Raw genomic sequence first — 13,880 nt, forward strand, 5'->3', positions numbered from 1 at the left:
ACGTGCCGTGGCCGATGTACGAGACTGGACCCCATGACGATTCACGAGAACCTCCTCGGGGGCCCGCCCCCCACCCACCTCCCCGACGACCCCGAGCCCCGTGAGCTGCTGGCCGGCGGCACCCCCGCCGCCGAGGTCGCCGCGAAGTACCCGACCTCCTCGCTGGCCTGGGCGGTCCTCGCCGACGACGCCTTCGAGCGGGGCAGCACGGTCGAGTCGTACGCGTACGCCCGTACCGGCTACCACCGAGGGCTGGACGCGCTGCGGCGCAGCGGCTGGAAGGGGCACGGCCCGGTGCCCTGGGAGCACGAGCCGAACCGCGGCTTCCTGCGCGCGCTGCACGCCCTCGCCCGGTCGGCGCAGGCGATCGGGGAGCAGGAGGAGTACGAGCGCTGCACCCAGTTCCTGAAGGACTCCTCGCCGACGGCGGCGCAGACGCTGGGCTGAGGCCGGGCCCTGCCGGCGGGTGCCGCCGCCACACCTTGCGAGGTGGCGGGGGCACACCGCAGGATGCGAGGTGGGGACCGGGGCCCCCGTGCCGGAATCGGCAGGGGCGGACCGCTACCCGGAGCAACAACAGGAGACAGCGATGTCCCACGAGGCTCACGAGCCCGCGGCTCCGCATCTCGACTTCCAGGGGACCACCCCGTACGAGGACTACGTCAAGGCGGATGTACTCACCCATCTCCAGCACACCCTCTCCGACGATCCCGGAGAGATGGTCTTCCTGGTCACGACCCAGGTCATGGAGCTGTGGTTCACGGTGATCGTCCATGAGTGGGAGACCGCGGCGCGTGCCCTGCGCTCGGACGACGTCCCCACCGCGATCGACGCGCTCAAGCGGTCCGTACGCGAGCTGGAGGCGCTGAACGCCTCCTGGAAGCCGCTCGGGCAGCTCACCCCGCGGCAGTTCAACTCCTACCGGAGCGCCCTCGGCGACGGCTCCGGCTTCCAGTCGGCGATGTACCGGCGGATGGAGTTCCTGCTCGGCGAGAAGTCCGCGTCCATGCTGGTCCCGCACCGCGGCGCGCCCCGTGTCCACGGCGAACTGGAGAAGGCGCTGCACGAACCGAGCCTGTACGACGAGGTCCTGCGGCTGCTGGCCCGCCGGGGCCACGCGGTGCCGGAGGCGGTGGTGACCCGGGACGTGTCCCTGCGCTACGAGGCGGACGACGCCGTCGAGAGCGCCTGGGCCCAGGTGTACCGGGGTGACGCGGACGGTGACCTCGCCCGGCTGGGCGAAGCGCTGACGGACGTCGCGGAACTCGTCTGGCGCTGGCGCAACGACCATCTGGTGGCGACCCGGCGCGCGATGGGTGCCAAGGCCGGAACGGGGGGTTCGGCGGGGGTGGCGTGGCTGGAGAAGCGGGCCCGCAAGAATGTCTTCCCCGAGCTGTGGACGGCGAGGTCCCATGTCTGACCTGGCGATGGTGGCTCAGAAGCTGGACGCCGGGGACCCGCTCGCCGGGAAGCGGTCGGCGTTCGTCCTCGACGGGACGGTGTACCTGGACGGCAACTCGCTGGGCGCGCTGCCCGCGCATGTCCCCGCGCGCGTGGCGGACGTCGTCGAGCGGCAGTGGGGTGAGCTGCGGATCCGCTCCTGGGAGGAGAGCGGCTGGTGGACCGCGCCGGAACGGATCGGCGACCGGATCGCTCCGCTGGTGGGCGCGGCGCCGGGACAGATCGTGGTCGGCGACTCGACCAGCGTGAATGTCTTCAAGGCGGTGGTGGGGGCGGTTCGTATGGCGGCGGTTCGTACGGCGGCGGTTCGTGTGGCGGCCGGGGGAGTTGTCTCGGGTGGGGTCGCTTCCGGGGGAGTCGTCTCGGGTGAGGTTGCCTCCGGGGGAGTCGTGCCGGGTGGGGTGGCGGCTGCGGGAGTCGTTCCGGGTGGGGTGGTGGCTGGGGAGACGGTGTCCGGTGGGGTGGTGGCCGGGGGGACGGTGTCCGGTGGGGTGGTGGCCGGGGGGACGGTGTCCGGTGGGGTGGTGGCCGGGGGGACGGTGTCCGCTGAGGCGGTGGCCGGGGGGACGGTGTCCGGCGTACGGGACGAGATCCTGGTCGACGCGGGCACCTTCCCCACGGACGGGTACATCGCGGAGTCCGCCGCGAGGCTTACGGGTTGTACGGTCCGGGCGGTGCGGCCGGAGGACGTGCCGGGCGCCCTGAGCGGGCGTACGGCTGCGGTCCTGCTGAACCATGTCGACTACCGCACCGGGCGGCTGTACGACCTGCCCGGTCTGACGGCCGCCGTCCGGGAGGCGGGCGCGGTCTCGGTCTGGGACCTGTGCCACAGCGCGGGCGCGCTGCCGGTGGGGCTGGACGAGCACGGGGTCGACCTCGCGGTCGGCTGTACCTACAAGTACCTCAACGGGGGGCCGGGTTCACCGGCGTACCTCTATGTGAGCCGGGCCCGGCAGAGCGCCTTCGACTCCCCGCTGCCCGGCTGGAACTCCCACGCGGAGCCGTTCGGGATGCGGGCCTCCTACGAACCGGCGCCGGGCGCGCTCCGCGGGCGGGTCGGCACGCCGGACATCCTGTCGATGCTGGCGCTGGAAGCGGCGCTTGAGGTGTGGGACGGGGTGTCGCCGGCGGACGTCCGGGCGAAGTCGCTGGCCCTGACGGACTTCTTCCTGGAGTGCGTGGCGGCGTATGTGCCGGCGGGGCGGGTGGAGTGTGTGACGCCGGAGGCGCACGCGGAGCGGGGGAGCCAGGTCGCCCTGCGGTGCGGTGATGCCGGGGCGGTGATGCGGGAGTTGATCGCGCGGGGGATCGTCGGCGACTTCCGGCATCCCGACATCCTGCGTTTCGGTTTTACGCCGCTGTATGTGGGGTTCGCGGAGGTGGAGCGGGCGGTGCGGGTGTTGGGGGAGGTGGTGGGGAGGGCGTAGGGGGGGCCTGGAGGGGATCAGAGGGCTCCAAAGGGGGACCAGGGGTCCTAGGAGGGGTCCCGCGGGAGGGCCCCAAGGGTGGGTCCTAGGGGAGGGTCCTAGAGGGGTGATTTTCTGCGGGGGCCTTTCGCTGGGCCCCCGCGGCTCCCTTGGTGTGCCGTAACAGAACCGTTTTCCCCTCACCCTGCGTGACATCCGCGTGTCCCCGCATGTCACCCGCCTGATACCGTCCCCGCCAACGGCCGAATCCCCACCTGGTCCGCCATCCACTCCCCCGGCGCGAAAGCCCGGGAGGTACCCCGTCGTTGAGAGGTTGGAGCATGCCGGACGACGTCGCCGCAGCCAGGGCCGCCGTGGCGGCTGCCGAGGAGGCGTCGGCCTTCTCGCACCCGCCCGTCGCCCCCGACGCCACCGCCGCGTACGGCGACCATCCCGACCAGGTGATCGACTTCTACACCCCGCGTACGACGGCCGTCGAGTCCGATTCCTCCGCCCTCGCCCCACTCGTGGTCGTGCTGCACGGGGGTGCGTGGCGCTCCGCGTACGACCGTCGGCACATCGCCCCGTTCGCCGGGTTCCTGGCGCGGCGGGGGTTCGCGGTGGCCAATGTCGAGTACCGGCGGGGCGGTTCGGACGGGGAGCCGGGGGACGCGGCGGGGGCTGCGCCCGCTCCGGCCGGGCGGTGGCCGGACACCTTCGACGACGTGGCCACCGCGTTCGACGCCCTCCCCGCCCTGGCCCGGGAGGCCCTCCCGGGGGCCGACCCCCGCCGTACCGTCGTCGCCGGGCACTCGGCCGGCGGCCACCTCGCGCTGTGGGCGGCGGCCCGGCACGTCCTTCCCCCCGATGCCCCGTCCCACTGGCGTATCCCCCGTCCCGCACCTCTGCGCGGGGTCGTCGCCCTCGCGCCGATCGCGGACTTCGCGGTCGCGGAGAAGCTGGAGGTGTGCGGTGGGGCTGCCGCCCAACTCCTCGGTGGTCAGGAGGAGTTCGGGGCCCGGCGGCCGTACGTGGATCCGGCCCTGCTGCTCCCGACCGGTATCGCGACGACGCTGGTCCAGGGCATGACGGACGTGGTGGTGCCGCAGGCCGTCGCCGAGTCGTACGCGGAGGCGGCGGCGAAGGCGGGGGAGGTGGTGGGGCTGACCCTGCTGGCGGATGTGGGTCACTTTCCGCTGATCGACCCGGCGGCGGACGCGTGCGCGGTGGTGGTGGAGGAGATCGCGCAGTTGGCTTGGTGAGGGGTGGGGGGTGAGGGGCGGGGGTGAGGGGTGAGGTTGGGGGAACCCGGGGGGAGCCGAGTGGGTTGGGGTGGAGCCTGGTGGGGGCTCCGGAGGGAGTGGGGGGCGGGGCGTGTCGGACTGGCTCGGGCCGGGTCGGGCCGGGCCGGATTGGGCCAGATCGGGCCGCGTCGGCTCGCGTCGGCTCGGATCGGCCCGGGTCGGATTGATCGATCGGCTCGGCTGGACTCGGCTCGGGCTCGGCTCGGGGGTCATACCCGTAATACCTGAGAGGGACCTGGCGGAACCGCTCTCAGGCGGGACGCGAGCGACAGACGAAGATCCGTAACTTCCCCTTTGGAACGGCCCGGTGGACGGGCCGAGGGGGAGGCACGGACATGGGCCGGGGCATTGCGGGCCAGGACACGGCGGGCCGGGGCGCGACGGGCCGGGGGCCGGGGAGGGGATCCGACCAGACCCGGGACGGCCGGGGGCAGCCGCGTCGCCGCCCCGCAGGGCGATGGGTCCGCGCGTTCCTGGCCGCCCTCGTCATGGCCGCCCTGATCGTCCCCCTCGCCGCCGCGACCCGCCCCCGGGTCCCCGCCCCACCGCCGGCCGACCTGGGCCGGATCACGGCGGCGACGCTCGGTACGGCGTACGCGGCGAACCGCGCCAACGCCGCCGAGGCGGCCCGTATGGCCGAGGACCACGGCAACCGCCACCGCGCGGCGGTGGAGCGTGCGATGGCCCGGGACCCCGCCCGGCAGCTCCTCGCCTTCGACGGCCGGGGGCCGGGCCTGGTTACCGAGGTCTTCGGCGACCTGGCGGACGCCGACCGGATCGCTGTCCTGATACCCGGCTCCGACACCACGCTCGACACCTACGCCCGCTTCCGCGCCGCGGCGGATTCCCTGCACCGGCATCTCGCCGCCCGGCACCCCCGTACCGCGGTGATCGCCTGGCTGGGCTACGAGACACCGGGCACGGTCGGTACGGCGGTCATGACCACGGCCCGCGCGGAGGAAGCCGCGCCGGAGCTGGAGGAGTTCGTCGCCGGGCTGTACGGGATCGCGGGGAGGGACACCGAGGTCTCCCTGCTGTGCCACTCCTACGGCTCGGTGGTCTGCGCCCGCGCGGCCCCCGCTCTGGAGGCGGACGCGGTCCCGGTAGCCGACCTCGCCTTCGTCGGCAGCCCGGGGACGGGCGTGGACAGGGCGGCGGATCTGCGTACTTCCGCCCGGGTGTGGGCGGGCCGAGGCGCGCGGGACTGGATCGCGGAGGTACCGCATGTGCGGGCCGACGTGTTCGGCACGACGGTCGGCTTCGGCACCGACCCGATGTCCCCGGCGTACGGGCCCGCCGCTTCCCGGCCGGTTCCGCGGGCCACAGCGGCTACTTCGCTCCGGGCTCGGAGTCGCTGGCCGGCCTCGCCCGGATCGTGCTCGGCGAGACCACGGAGGTGAGCCATGACTGAACGACGACCGCACACCCACCCGGGGACCTCGCGGACGGCGACCAGCCGCCCCCCGCGCGGGGCTGTGCCCCACCACCCCGCCGCTGCCCGCCGCACATTCGGCGCCGGGCTCCGCCGGCGGGCCCGCCACCTCGACGCGGCCACACCCGCTCAGCGCGACCGGGCGGTGGACGCCCTGCGGGCCTTCGCGATCCTCGGGGTGGTCCTGGGCCACTGGCTGGTGACGGCGCTGGTGGCCGACGGCGACACCCTGCGCGCGGCGAGCCCGCTGGACCCGATGCCCTGGCTGGCCCCGGTGTCCTGGCTGTTCCAGACGCTGGCGGTGTTCTTCCTGGTGGGCGGGCAGGTGGCGACCCGGAGCCTGGCCTCGGCGCGGGCCCGTGGCATGGGCTACCGCCCCTGGCTGGCGGCGCGGCTGTCCCGGCTGTTCGCCCCGGTGGCCGCCGTCCTCACCCTGTGGACGGCGACCGCGGTCGCGCTGCTGCTGGCCTCGGCCGACCTCACCACCCTGCACACCCTGCTCAAACTCGCCCTGTCCCCCCTGTGGTTCCTGCTGGTCTTCGCCGCGTTGACGGCGGCGACCCCGCTGCTGACCCGGCTCAGTCCGCTGTGGCCGCTGGCGGTGGTGCTGCACATCGACCTGCTCCGCTTCGGCCTCGGCGGCCCCGACGCGCTGGGCTGGGTGAATCTGGCGGCGGGCTGGCTGGTGCCGTACACCCTGGGCGCGGCCTGGACCCGGGGTGAGCTGGAGCGGCCCCGCGCGGGCTGGACCCTGCTGCTCGGCGGGGCGGTGGCGACGGCCGGGCTGGTGGTGTGGGCGGGGTATCCGGCCTCGATGGTCGGGGTGCCGGGCGCGGAGGTGTCCAACCTCAACCCGCCGACGCTGGCGGCGGTCACCTTCGGTCTGGCGCAGTGCGGACTCGCCCTGCTGCTGCGGGGACCGTTGCGCCGCTGGATGCGCCGCCCGGTGGCCTGGGCGGCGGTGGCGCTGGTCAATCTCTCGGCGATGACGATATTCCTCTGGCACCAGACGGCGATGATGGCGACGACGGCCACGGCCCTGCTCGCCGGCCGCCTGCCCGGCCTGCACACCCGCCCCGACGACCTGACCTGGGTGGCCCACCGGCTGGCCTGGCTCCCGGTGTTCGCCCTGGCGCTGGGGGTGTGCTGGGCGGCGTTCCGCTTCAGAGAGCGGCCCGGGAGGACCACTGCCCCTCACCCGGTACGACCACGGCACCTACCAGAGGCTCCACCCCCACGACGAGAACCACCAGCGGCAGCCGGAGCGGTAGCGCGAGCGGGAGCGGCGACGGCGACGGCGACGGCGACAACGGCAGTGACAGCGACTACGGCGTGGGGGAGGACCGGTGTCTAGGGTGAGCGGTATGAACGGCAGGGGGGACGGGGACGAGCGCCCCGAGAAGGACAGGGGGTCGGGCGGCGGCCCGGAAACGACGGCCACGCGGCAGCGCCCTGGTGGCCTCGCGGCCGAGGGACATGGTGGACGCGAGGGCGAGGGCCGTGCCAGCCGCCCGCCCGAGGGCCATGCCGGTCGCACGCCCGAGGCACTGACATCCGTCGGCGGGGGCGATCTGACCCCCGGCAGGCCCGGCGCGGACACCTGGCTCGACCCGCGCCGCGCCACCACCTGGCTGCGCGGCCTGGGCACGGACCTGCGGAGCGTGTCCTACGACCCGATGCCCCCGTCGCTGTGGCTGCGCTGGCTGCCGCACGGGCTGGTGGTGCTGCTGGCGACCGCGGTCCTGGTGGCCGACCTGGGCCAGCTCTCCGAGGAGTATCAGCTCGGCATCCAGTTCGCCGTGGTCCTTTCTCTCACGCAGAGCGCGGCGGTGGTGCTGGGGCCGTGGTTCCCGGCGGCGGCGTGCTGGCTGTCGCTGACGGCGGCGGTGGTGACGGCGCTGGACGCGCGCGAGAGCCTGCTCTACTTCCCTGAGACACAGGGCGCGGCCTGGCCCTGGGGACCGCCCGCGCTGGGGGCGCATGCGATCGTGCTGTTCCTGCTGGCGCTGCGGGTGCGGCCGGCGGTGTCGGCGACGGCTCTCGGGGTGACGGCGCTGGTCACCTGGATCGTGCAAGGGCTGCTGGGTGCCTCTTCGTACAGTTCGACGGGTGCCATCGCCCTGGCGGTGTTCGCGGCGGTCACTCTTGTCGGGGCCGCGTTGCGGGGAAGCCGGGTGGCGCGGGTGAAGCTGGTGGAGCAGACCGGGATGACGGAGGAGGAGCGTGCCCGGCGCACCTTGCTGGAGGAGCGCAGCAGGATCGCCCGTGAACTGCACGATGTGGTGGCCCACCACATGTCGGTGATCTCCATACAAGCGCAGGTGGCACCCCATCTGGTGGAGAACCCGCCGGACGAGCTGAAGGAGAACCTCGACGGCATCCGCCAGAACGCCCTGGAGGCGCTCACCGAACTGCGCAGGGTGCTGGGTGTGCTGCGGTCGGAGCACCCCGGTGACGCTGAGGGTCTGGCGACCGGTGCGGCGCCGCACGCCCCGCAGCCCACGCTGGACCGGCTGGACGACCTGATCGACAACACCCGGGCGGCGGGTCTGAGGATCACGATGGACATCGTGGGCGAGCCGAGCCGCCCCTACCCGCCGGGGGTGGAGCTGTCGGCGTACCGCATCGTGCAGGAGGCGCTGAGCAACGCGTTGCGGCATGCGCCGGGTTCGAATGTCCGGGTGGAGATCACCCACTTCCCGGAGGGCCTCTACCTGGGCGTGATCAACTCCCGTCCGAGCCGCCCGGTGCAGCCGTCGCCGGGCGCGGGACACGGGCTGCTCGGGATGCGGGAGCGGGCGACGATGCTGGGCGGCCAGCTCACCGCGACCAGAACCCTGCACGGCGGCTTCTCGGTCTCGGCGTTCCTGCCGAGGGACGGGACGGCGGCGACCCGCACCGACTCCCCGGGCGGACCCGCCCGGCCGGACATCTTCCTGGACCTGAGGGACATCTGATGACCAGCGGCACGATCCGCGTACTGATCGCCGACGACCAGCAGATGGTCCGGCAGGGCTTCACGGTGCTGCTGAACACGCAGTCCGACATCGAGGTGGTCGGCCAGGCGGTGAACGGTCTGGAGGCGGTGGCGATGACGGCGGAGCTGGCTCCGGACGTCGTCCTGATGGACATCCGGATGCCGGAGCTGGGCGGCATCGAGGCGACCCGCAGGGTCACCACGGCGACCTCCCTGACCAAGGTCCTGGTCCTGACCACCTTCGACCTCGACGAGTATGTCTACGAGGCCCTGCGCGCGGGGGCCTCCGGCTTCCTCCTGAAGGACGCCTCGGCGGACCAGCTGGCCGAGGCGGTGCGGGTGGTGGCGGCCGGTGACGCCCTGCTGGCCCCCGGCATCACCCGCCGCCTGATCGCCGAGTTCTCCCGCCTGGACGCGGCCCCGTCGACCCCCCTGAAACAACGCGTGGCGGACCTCACGGAACGCGAGACGGAAGTCCTCGCCCTGATCGCCCGCGGCCTGTCCAACGCGGAGATCGCCCGACAACTGGTGGTCGCCGAACAGACGGTGAAGACCCACGTCAGCCGCATCCTGGTCAAACTGGGCCTACGCGACCGCACCCAGGCGGCGGTGTTCGCGTACGAGTCGGGGGTGGTACGGCCTACGGGGTACTGACGGCGGGGCTCCTCCCCGGCACGGCGGTGCTCGCCAGGTCCTCAGACGCGACCAGTGCGCGATTTGAGTCAACTGCCTTGCGTGCAAGGCATAGTGAGAACCACCGGGAGGCGCTGTACCGAACGAGTCAAGACCTCTACAGCACACGGGATTCGGTGAGCCAGCAGACCCAGTGGTCGGTTCAGGACGCATTGGAACGTCATCGGGTGGACCTCCCCAGGGACGGGACGAGCGATATCGTCCGGGTCGCGGTCAATGAGGGGTGGGAGAGTTCCACCGAGTTCCTGAACGACTCCAAGGAGCGTCCTCGTGGTTGAGACGGCGAACACGGGTGTGACCGGTACCGGTCCCGGCACCGAGTACAACGCGAAGAATTTCTTCGTCGGTCTGCTCATTCTCTGCGTTCTGGGTGGAGGCGGCTGGTTCGGATACGTTCAGATCTTCACCAAGGGAGTCGAGCGACTTCCGGCGCGGGTGTGCGACGACGCGGTGGACCGTGGAACGGTGACGCGGGCTCTGCCCCCCGCCCGCACGGCGGAGGAGGAAGCGAGTCAGAAGGGTGAGGGCGAGAATCTTCGATTCTCCTGCCGCATCGCGACGAGCTCCGATTCCATCCTCTCGGGACATGCGCGGATCGATGACGCGTCCGTGCAGACCTGGCAGAACCACAACGGAGTGGGGTCGGGCGGCGACGCCGTGCAGGTGTCGTCCGACGGGGTGGAAGCCCTGGCACAACTCGACTCGGACAACGGATGGTCATCCGTCTACGTCGCCTGTGTTCCCCGAGGAGCGGACGCGAGTGATGCCTCCCAGTCCTTCGCCGTCATCGCCGAGGGCAGTGTGGTCGGGGACAGCAGGGCGAGTGGCGCGGAGCTGCGCCAGGCGGTGACGGACTTCTCTTACCAGCTCGCCGCGCACGCCTATGCCTCGGCCGACTGCCAGGAGGCCCGCACACTGCCCGAACGGCTTCCCCGCTACGGAACCGACTGAGCTGCGGCACCTCGGCCACGGCCTTCCCCCTCCACTCCACCTGTGTGCGATGTTCCCCGTCCACCCGTGGCCCCCTCCCCCTTCCCCGCTCCCCCTCCCCGGCCCCCTCCACCCTGTGGCCCCCCTCCACCCCGTAGTACCTGAGACGGACCCCCCACGACCCCTCTCACTGGTGACGACGGTGGGGTGGGGTGGCGCATACCGTTTTCTGTGTGAGTGAGACGACCCAGACGATTCCCCCCTCGCCGGAGGCCGACGGCGGGGCGTATCAGCGCAGTCCGGAGGTCCGGGCGGCCGTGGAGGCCCTGCGAGGGCTGCGGCAGGACCTCGTGGAGGACGCGTTCGCCTACCGGCCGCTGCCCCGGCTGAGCATGGACGGGCCGTTCACCCGCCGGCTGCGGGGGCGGACGCGCGAGTACATGGCCTACGCACCGCACGCGGCGGTGGGCGGCCTCGCCCTGATCGCGTTTCTGAACGGATGGTTCAGCGGGTCCTACAGCCCCGTCCCCCTGCTGACCGCCCTGCTCGCCCTGGTGCCGGTGCTCGCGACCCTGGTGCGGCCGGTCGGCGCCTTCTGGATGTCCATGGTCGCCACCCCGATCGCCACGATGTTCATTGGCGAGTGGTACGACTGGCCCTGGCCGGCCGGCGCCTTCACCAGCCATCTGGCCGTGCTGACCGTGGTCGCCCTGCGCACCCGGCCGCGCACCGCCGCCTGGATGTGGGTGCTGACCGCGCTGTACGGGCTGCTCACCGACACCATTGTCGGCGCCGGGTTCGACAGCGGCGGCACCTCCGGGCCGATGCTGTTCGTCTCCGCGCTGGTCCTGCTCGCCGTCTCCGTGCGGCACATCCGCCGCGAGGCCAAGGACAAGGTCAGACAGGCCCAGCAGGAGGTCACCGCCCAGCAGACCGTCACCGAGCACGAGCGCTCCAAGCGCACCCTGCTGGAGGAGCGCACCACCATCGCCCGCGAGCTGCACGATGTCGTGGCGCACCATATGTCCGTGGTCGCCATCCAGGCCGAGGCCGCCCCCTACCGGGTCGAGAACCCCCCGCCCGAGCTGGAGCGCGCCTTCGCCACCATCCGGGAGAACGCCGTCTCCGCCCTCACGGAACTGCGCCGGGTCCTCGGTGTCGTCCGTGCCGAGGACTACGAGGCCCCCGACGCCCCGCAGCCCACCCTCGGCGATCTGGACCGGCTGCTCGACAACGTCCGGGACGCCGGCCTGGAGGTGGAGAAGACGGTGACCGGCGCGGTGCGGGAGCTGCCGCAGGGCGTGGAGCTGTCGGCCTACCGGATAGTGCAGGAGGCGCTCAGCAACACGCTGCGGCACGCGCCGGGCGCCACCGCGCGGGTCGAGGTCGGCTATGTGCTGGGCGGGCTGGGGCTGCGGATAGTGAACGACCCGCCGCCCAACCCGTCCCTGATCAAGCCCTCACCCGGCGCGGGGCACGGCATCACCGGGATGCGCGAGCGGGTCTCCATGCTGAGCGGCGAGATGACGGCGGGGGCGGTGGACGGCGGAGGGTACGAGGTGGCGGTGTTCCTGCCGGTCGCCCGGGTGAGCGAGGGGGGTGAGGCATGACGATCCGGGTGCTGATCGCGGACGATCAGATGATGGTGCGCGAGGGCTTCTCGGTGCTGCTGAACGCGATGCCGGACATCGAGGTCGTCGGCGAGGCGGTCAACGGCCGGGAGGCGGTCGACCGGGTGCGTGAGCTGGCGCCGGACGTGGTGCTGATGGACATCCGGATGCCCGAGATGAACGGTATCGAGGCCACCCGGGAGATCATCGCGGCGGACGGCGGGGCCAAGGTGCTGGTGCTCACCACCTTCGACCTGGACGAGTACGTGTACCAGGCGCTGCGGGCGGGGGCCTCCGGGTTTCTGCTCAAGGACGCCTCGGCGCGGCAGCTCGCCGAGGGGGTGCGGGTGGTGGCCGGCGGGGAGGCGCTGCTGGCGCCGTCGGTCACCCGACGGCTGATCACCGAGTTCTCGAAGCTGTCCGATGCCCCGCGGGGCATGGCCGCCGCCCAGGCGGCCTACGGGGAGCTGACCGAGCGGGAGACGGAGGTGCTGGTGCTGATCGCGCAGGGGCTGTCCAACTCGGAGATCGCCGGGCGGCTGGTCGTCGCCGAGTCCACGATCAAGACCCATGTCAGCCGGGTCCTGGTGAAACTCGGGCTGAGAGACCGCACGCAGGCCGCCGTCTTCGCCTACGAGGCCCGGCTCGTGACCCCCGGCTGACCGGGGCGGGGCCCGGGTGTGGCCGGGCGGGGCCGGGGTGGGGCCGGGTGGAGCCCCGCGGAGCCCTGCGGGGCCCGGCGAGGACCGGGGGGCCCGGCGGGGACCGGGGGCGTCGGGAACGGTCTGGTCAGGGGGGTGGGCGGCGGGCTAGCGTCCGGGCATGGCAAAGATGGCAAAGGGTGAGATTTCGCAGATGTTCGACCCGTGGGACCCGGCCTTTCTGGCGGATCCGTATCCGGCGTACGCGGAGCTGCGGGCGCGGGGGCGGGTGCTCCGGTACGAGCCCAGCGATCAGTGGCTGGTGCCGCATCACGCGGATGTGTCGGCGCTGCTGCGGGACCGGCGGTTGGGGCGGTCCTATCAGCACCGGTTTTCGCACGAGGACTTCGGGCGGACGGCGCCGCCGGCCGAGCAGGAGCCCTTCCACACGCTGAACGACCAGGGGATGCTCGACCTGGAGCCGCCGGACCACACCCGGATCAGAAGGCTGGTGTCGAAGGCGTTCACCCCGCGGACGGTGGAGCGGCTGAAGCCGTATGTGGAGCGGCTGGCGGGGGAGCTGGTCGACGGGCTGGTGCGGGAGGGCGGGGGTGATCTGCTGGCGGATGTGGCGGAGCCGCTGCCGGTGGCGGTGATCGCGGAGATGCTGGGGATCCCGGAGGGCGAGCGGGCGCCGCTGCGGCCCTGGTCGGCGGACATCTGCGGGATGTACGAGCTGGCCCCGTCGCCGGAGACGGCGCGGCGGGCGGTGCGGGCGTCGGTGGAGTTCTCGGAGTATCTGCGGGAGCTGATCGCCGAGCGGCGCAAGGAGCCGGGGGAGGATCTGATCTCCGGGCTGATCGAGGCGCATGACGAGGGGGACCGGCTGACCGAGCAGGAGATGATCTCCACGGCGGTGCTGCTGCTCAACGCCGGGCACGAGGCGACGGTGAACGCGACGGTCAATGGATGGTGGGCGCTGTTCCGCAATCCGGACCAGTTGGCCGCGCTGCGGGCGGACCACTCGCTGGTGCCGTCGGCGGTGGAGGAGCTGATGCGGTACGACACGCCGTTGCAGTTGTTCGAGCGGTGGGTGCTGGACGACATCGAGATCGACGGGGAGGTGATTCCGCGCGGGTCCGAGCTGGCGCTGCTCTTCGGTTCGGCGAACCATGACCCGGCCGTGTTCACCGGGCCTGAGCGGCTCGATCTCACCCGGGCCGACAACCCGCACATCTCCTTCAGCGCCGGGATCCACTACTGCATCGGCGCCCCGCTGGCCCGTATCGAACTGGCCGCCTCCATGACCGCCCTGCTGGAACGGGCGCCTGGGCTGCGCCTGGCCGCCGAGCCCGACCGCAAGCCGAACTTCGTCATCCGGGGGTTGGAGGGGCTCAGGGTGGAGGTCTAGGAGCAGGAGGGGCGG

At 72.6% G+C, this 13,880-nt stretch carries 11 protein-coding genes and 1 pseudogene; all 12 read left to right on the forward strand.

Annotated elements, in window-relative coordinates:
* The first annotated feature begins 33 nt into the window (after positions 1-33).
* A complete protein-coding gene (locus tag ABZX40_RS27935) occupies positions 34-447 on the forward strand; it encodes a DUF3151 domain-containing protein (RefSeq protein WP_355735897.1) in 414 nt (137 codons plus the stop codon).
* A gap of 142 nt (positions 448-589) precedes the next feature.
* Positions 590-1,420: a tryptophan 2,3-dioxygenase family protein gene (locus ABZX40_RS27940; RefSeq protein WP_355735899.1), complete on the forward strand. Its 831-nt coding sequence runs from the start codon at positions 590-592 to the stop codon at positions 1,418-1,420.
* Positions 1,413-2,888 carry an aminotransferase class V-fold PLP-dependent enzyme gene (locus ABZX40_RS27945; protein ID WP_355735902.1) on the forward strand — a complete coding sequence of 492 codons (1,476 nt, stop codon included), beginning with the start codon at positions 1,413-1,415 and terminating at the stop codon, positions 2,886-2,888. Before ABZX40_RS27940 ends, ABZX40_RS27945 begins: the two co-directional genes overlap by 8 nt.
* A 320-nt stretch (positions 2,889-3,208) precedes the next feature.
* Positions 3,209-4,129 (forward strand): alpha/beta hydrolase, encoded by a 921-nt coding sequence (locus tag ABZX40_RS27950; protein WP_355735905.1) that lies wholly within the window; start codon positions 3,209-3,211, stop codon positions 4,127-4,129.
* A 515-nt stretch (positions 4,130-4,644) separates the two neighbouring features.
* A pseudogene (locus tag ABZX40_RS27955) lies at positions 4,645-5,582 on the forward strand (alpha/beta hydrolase).
* Positions 5,575-6,957 (forward strand): acyltransferase, encoded by a 1,383-nt coding sequence (locus tag ABZX40_RS27960; protein WP_355735907.1) that lies wholly within the window; start codon positions 5,575-5,577, stop codon positions 6,955-6,957. Before ABZX40_RS27955 ends, ABZX40_RS27960 begins: the two are co-directional and overlap by 8 nt.
* A 10-nt stretch (positions 6,958-6,967) precedes the next feature.
* On the forward strand, positions 6,968-8,560 hold the full coding sequence (locus tag ABZX40_RS27965) for a sensor histidine kinase (RefSeq protein WP_355735909.1): 1,593 nt from the start codon (positions 6,968-6,970) through the stop codon (positions 8,558-8,560).
* Complete coding sequence (locus ABZX40_RS27970; RefSeq protein WP_355735911.1) at positions 8,560-9,234, forward strand: response regulator transcription factor; 675 nt, start codon at positions 8,560-8,562, stop codon at positions 9,232-9,234. Before ABZX40_RS27965 ends, ABZX40_RS27970 begins: the two co-directional genes overlap by 1 nt.
* Before the next feature lie 309 nt (positions 9,235-9,543).
* Positions 9,544-10,224, forward strand: coding sequence for a hypothetical protein (locus ABZX40_RS27975; RefSeq protein WP_355735914.1), 681 nt, complete (start codon positions 9,544-9,546; stop codon positions 10,222-10,224).
* Between the two features lie 212 nt (positions 10,225-10,436).
* Positions 10,437-11,813: a histidine kinase gene (locus ABZX40_RS27980; RefSeq protein ID WP_355735917.1), complete on the forward strand. Its 1,377-nt coding sequence runs from the start codon at positions 10,437-10,439 to the stop codon at positions 11,811-11,813.
* Positions 11,810-12,475, forward strand: a complete 666-nt coding sequence (locus ABZX40_RS27985; protein WP_355735920.1) for a response regulator transcription factor — start codon at positions 11,810-11,812, stop codon at positions 12,473-12,475. The genes ABZX40_RS27980 and ABZX40_RS27985 overlap by 4 nt, the downstream gene beginning before the upstream one ends.
* Before the next feature lie 160 nt (positions 12,476-12,635).
* On the forward strand, positions 12,636-13,865 hold the full coding sequence (locus ABZX40_RS27990) for a cytochrome P450 (protein WP_355735923.1): 1,230 nt from the start codon (positions 12,636-12,638) through the stop codon (positions 13,863-13,865).
* Positions 13,866-13,880: the final 15 nt, after the last annotated feature.

This window comes from Streptomyces sp. NPDC004610 (assembly GCF_040609715.1).
Classification (GTDB): Bacteria; Actinomycetota; Actinomycetes; order Streptomycetales; family Streptomycetaceae; genus Streptomyces.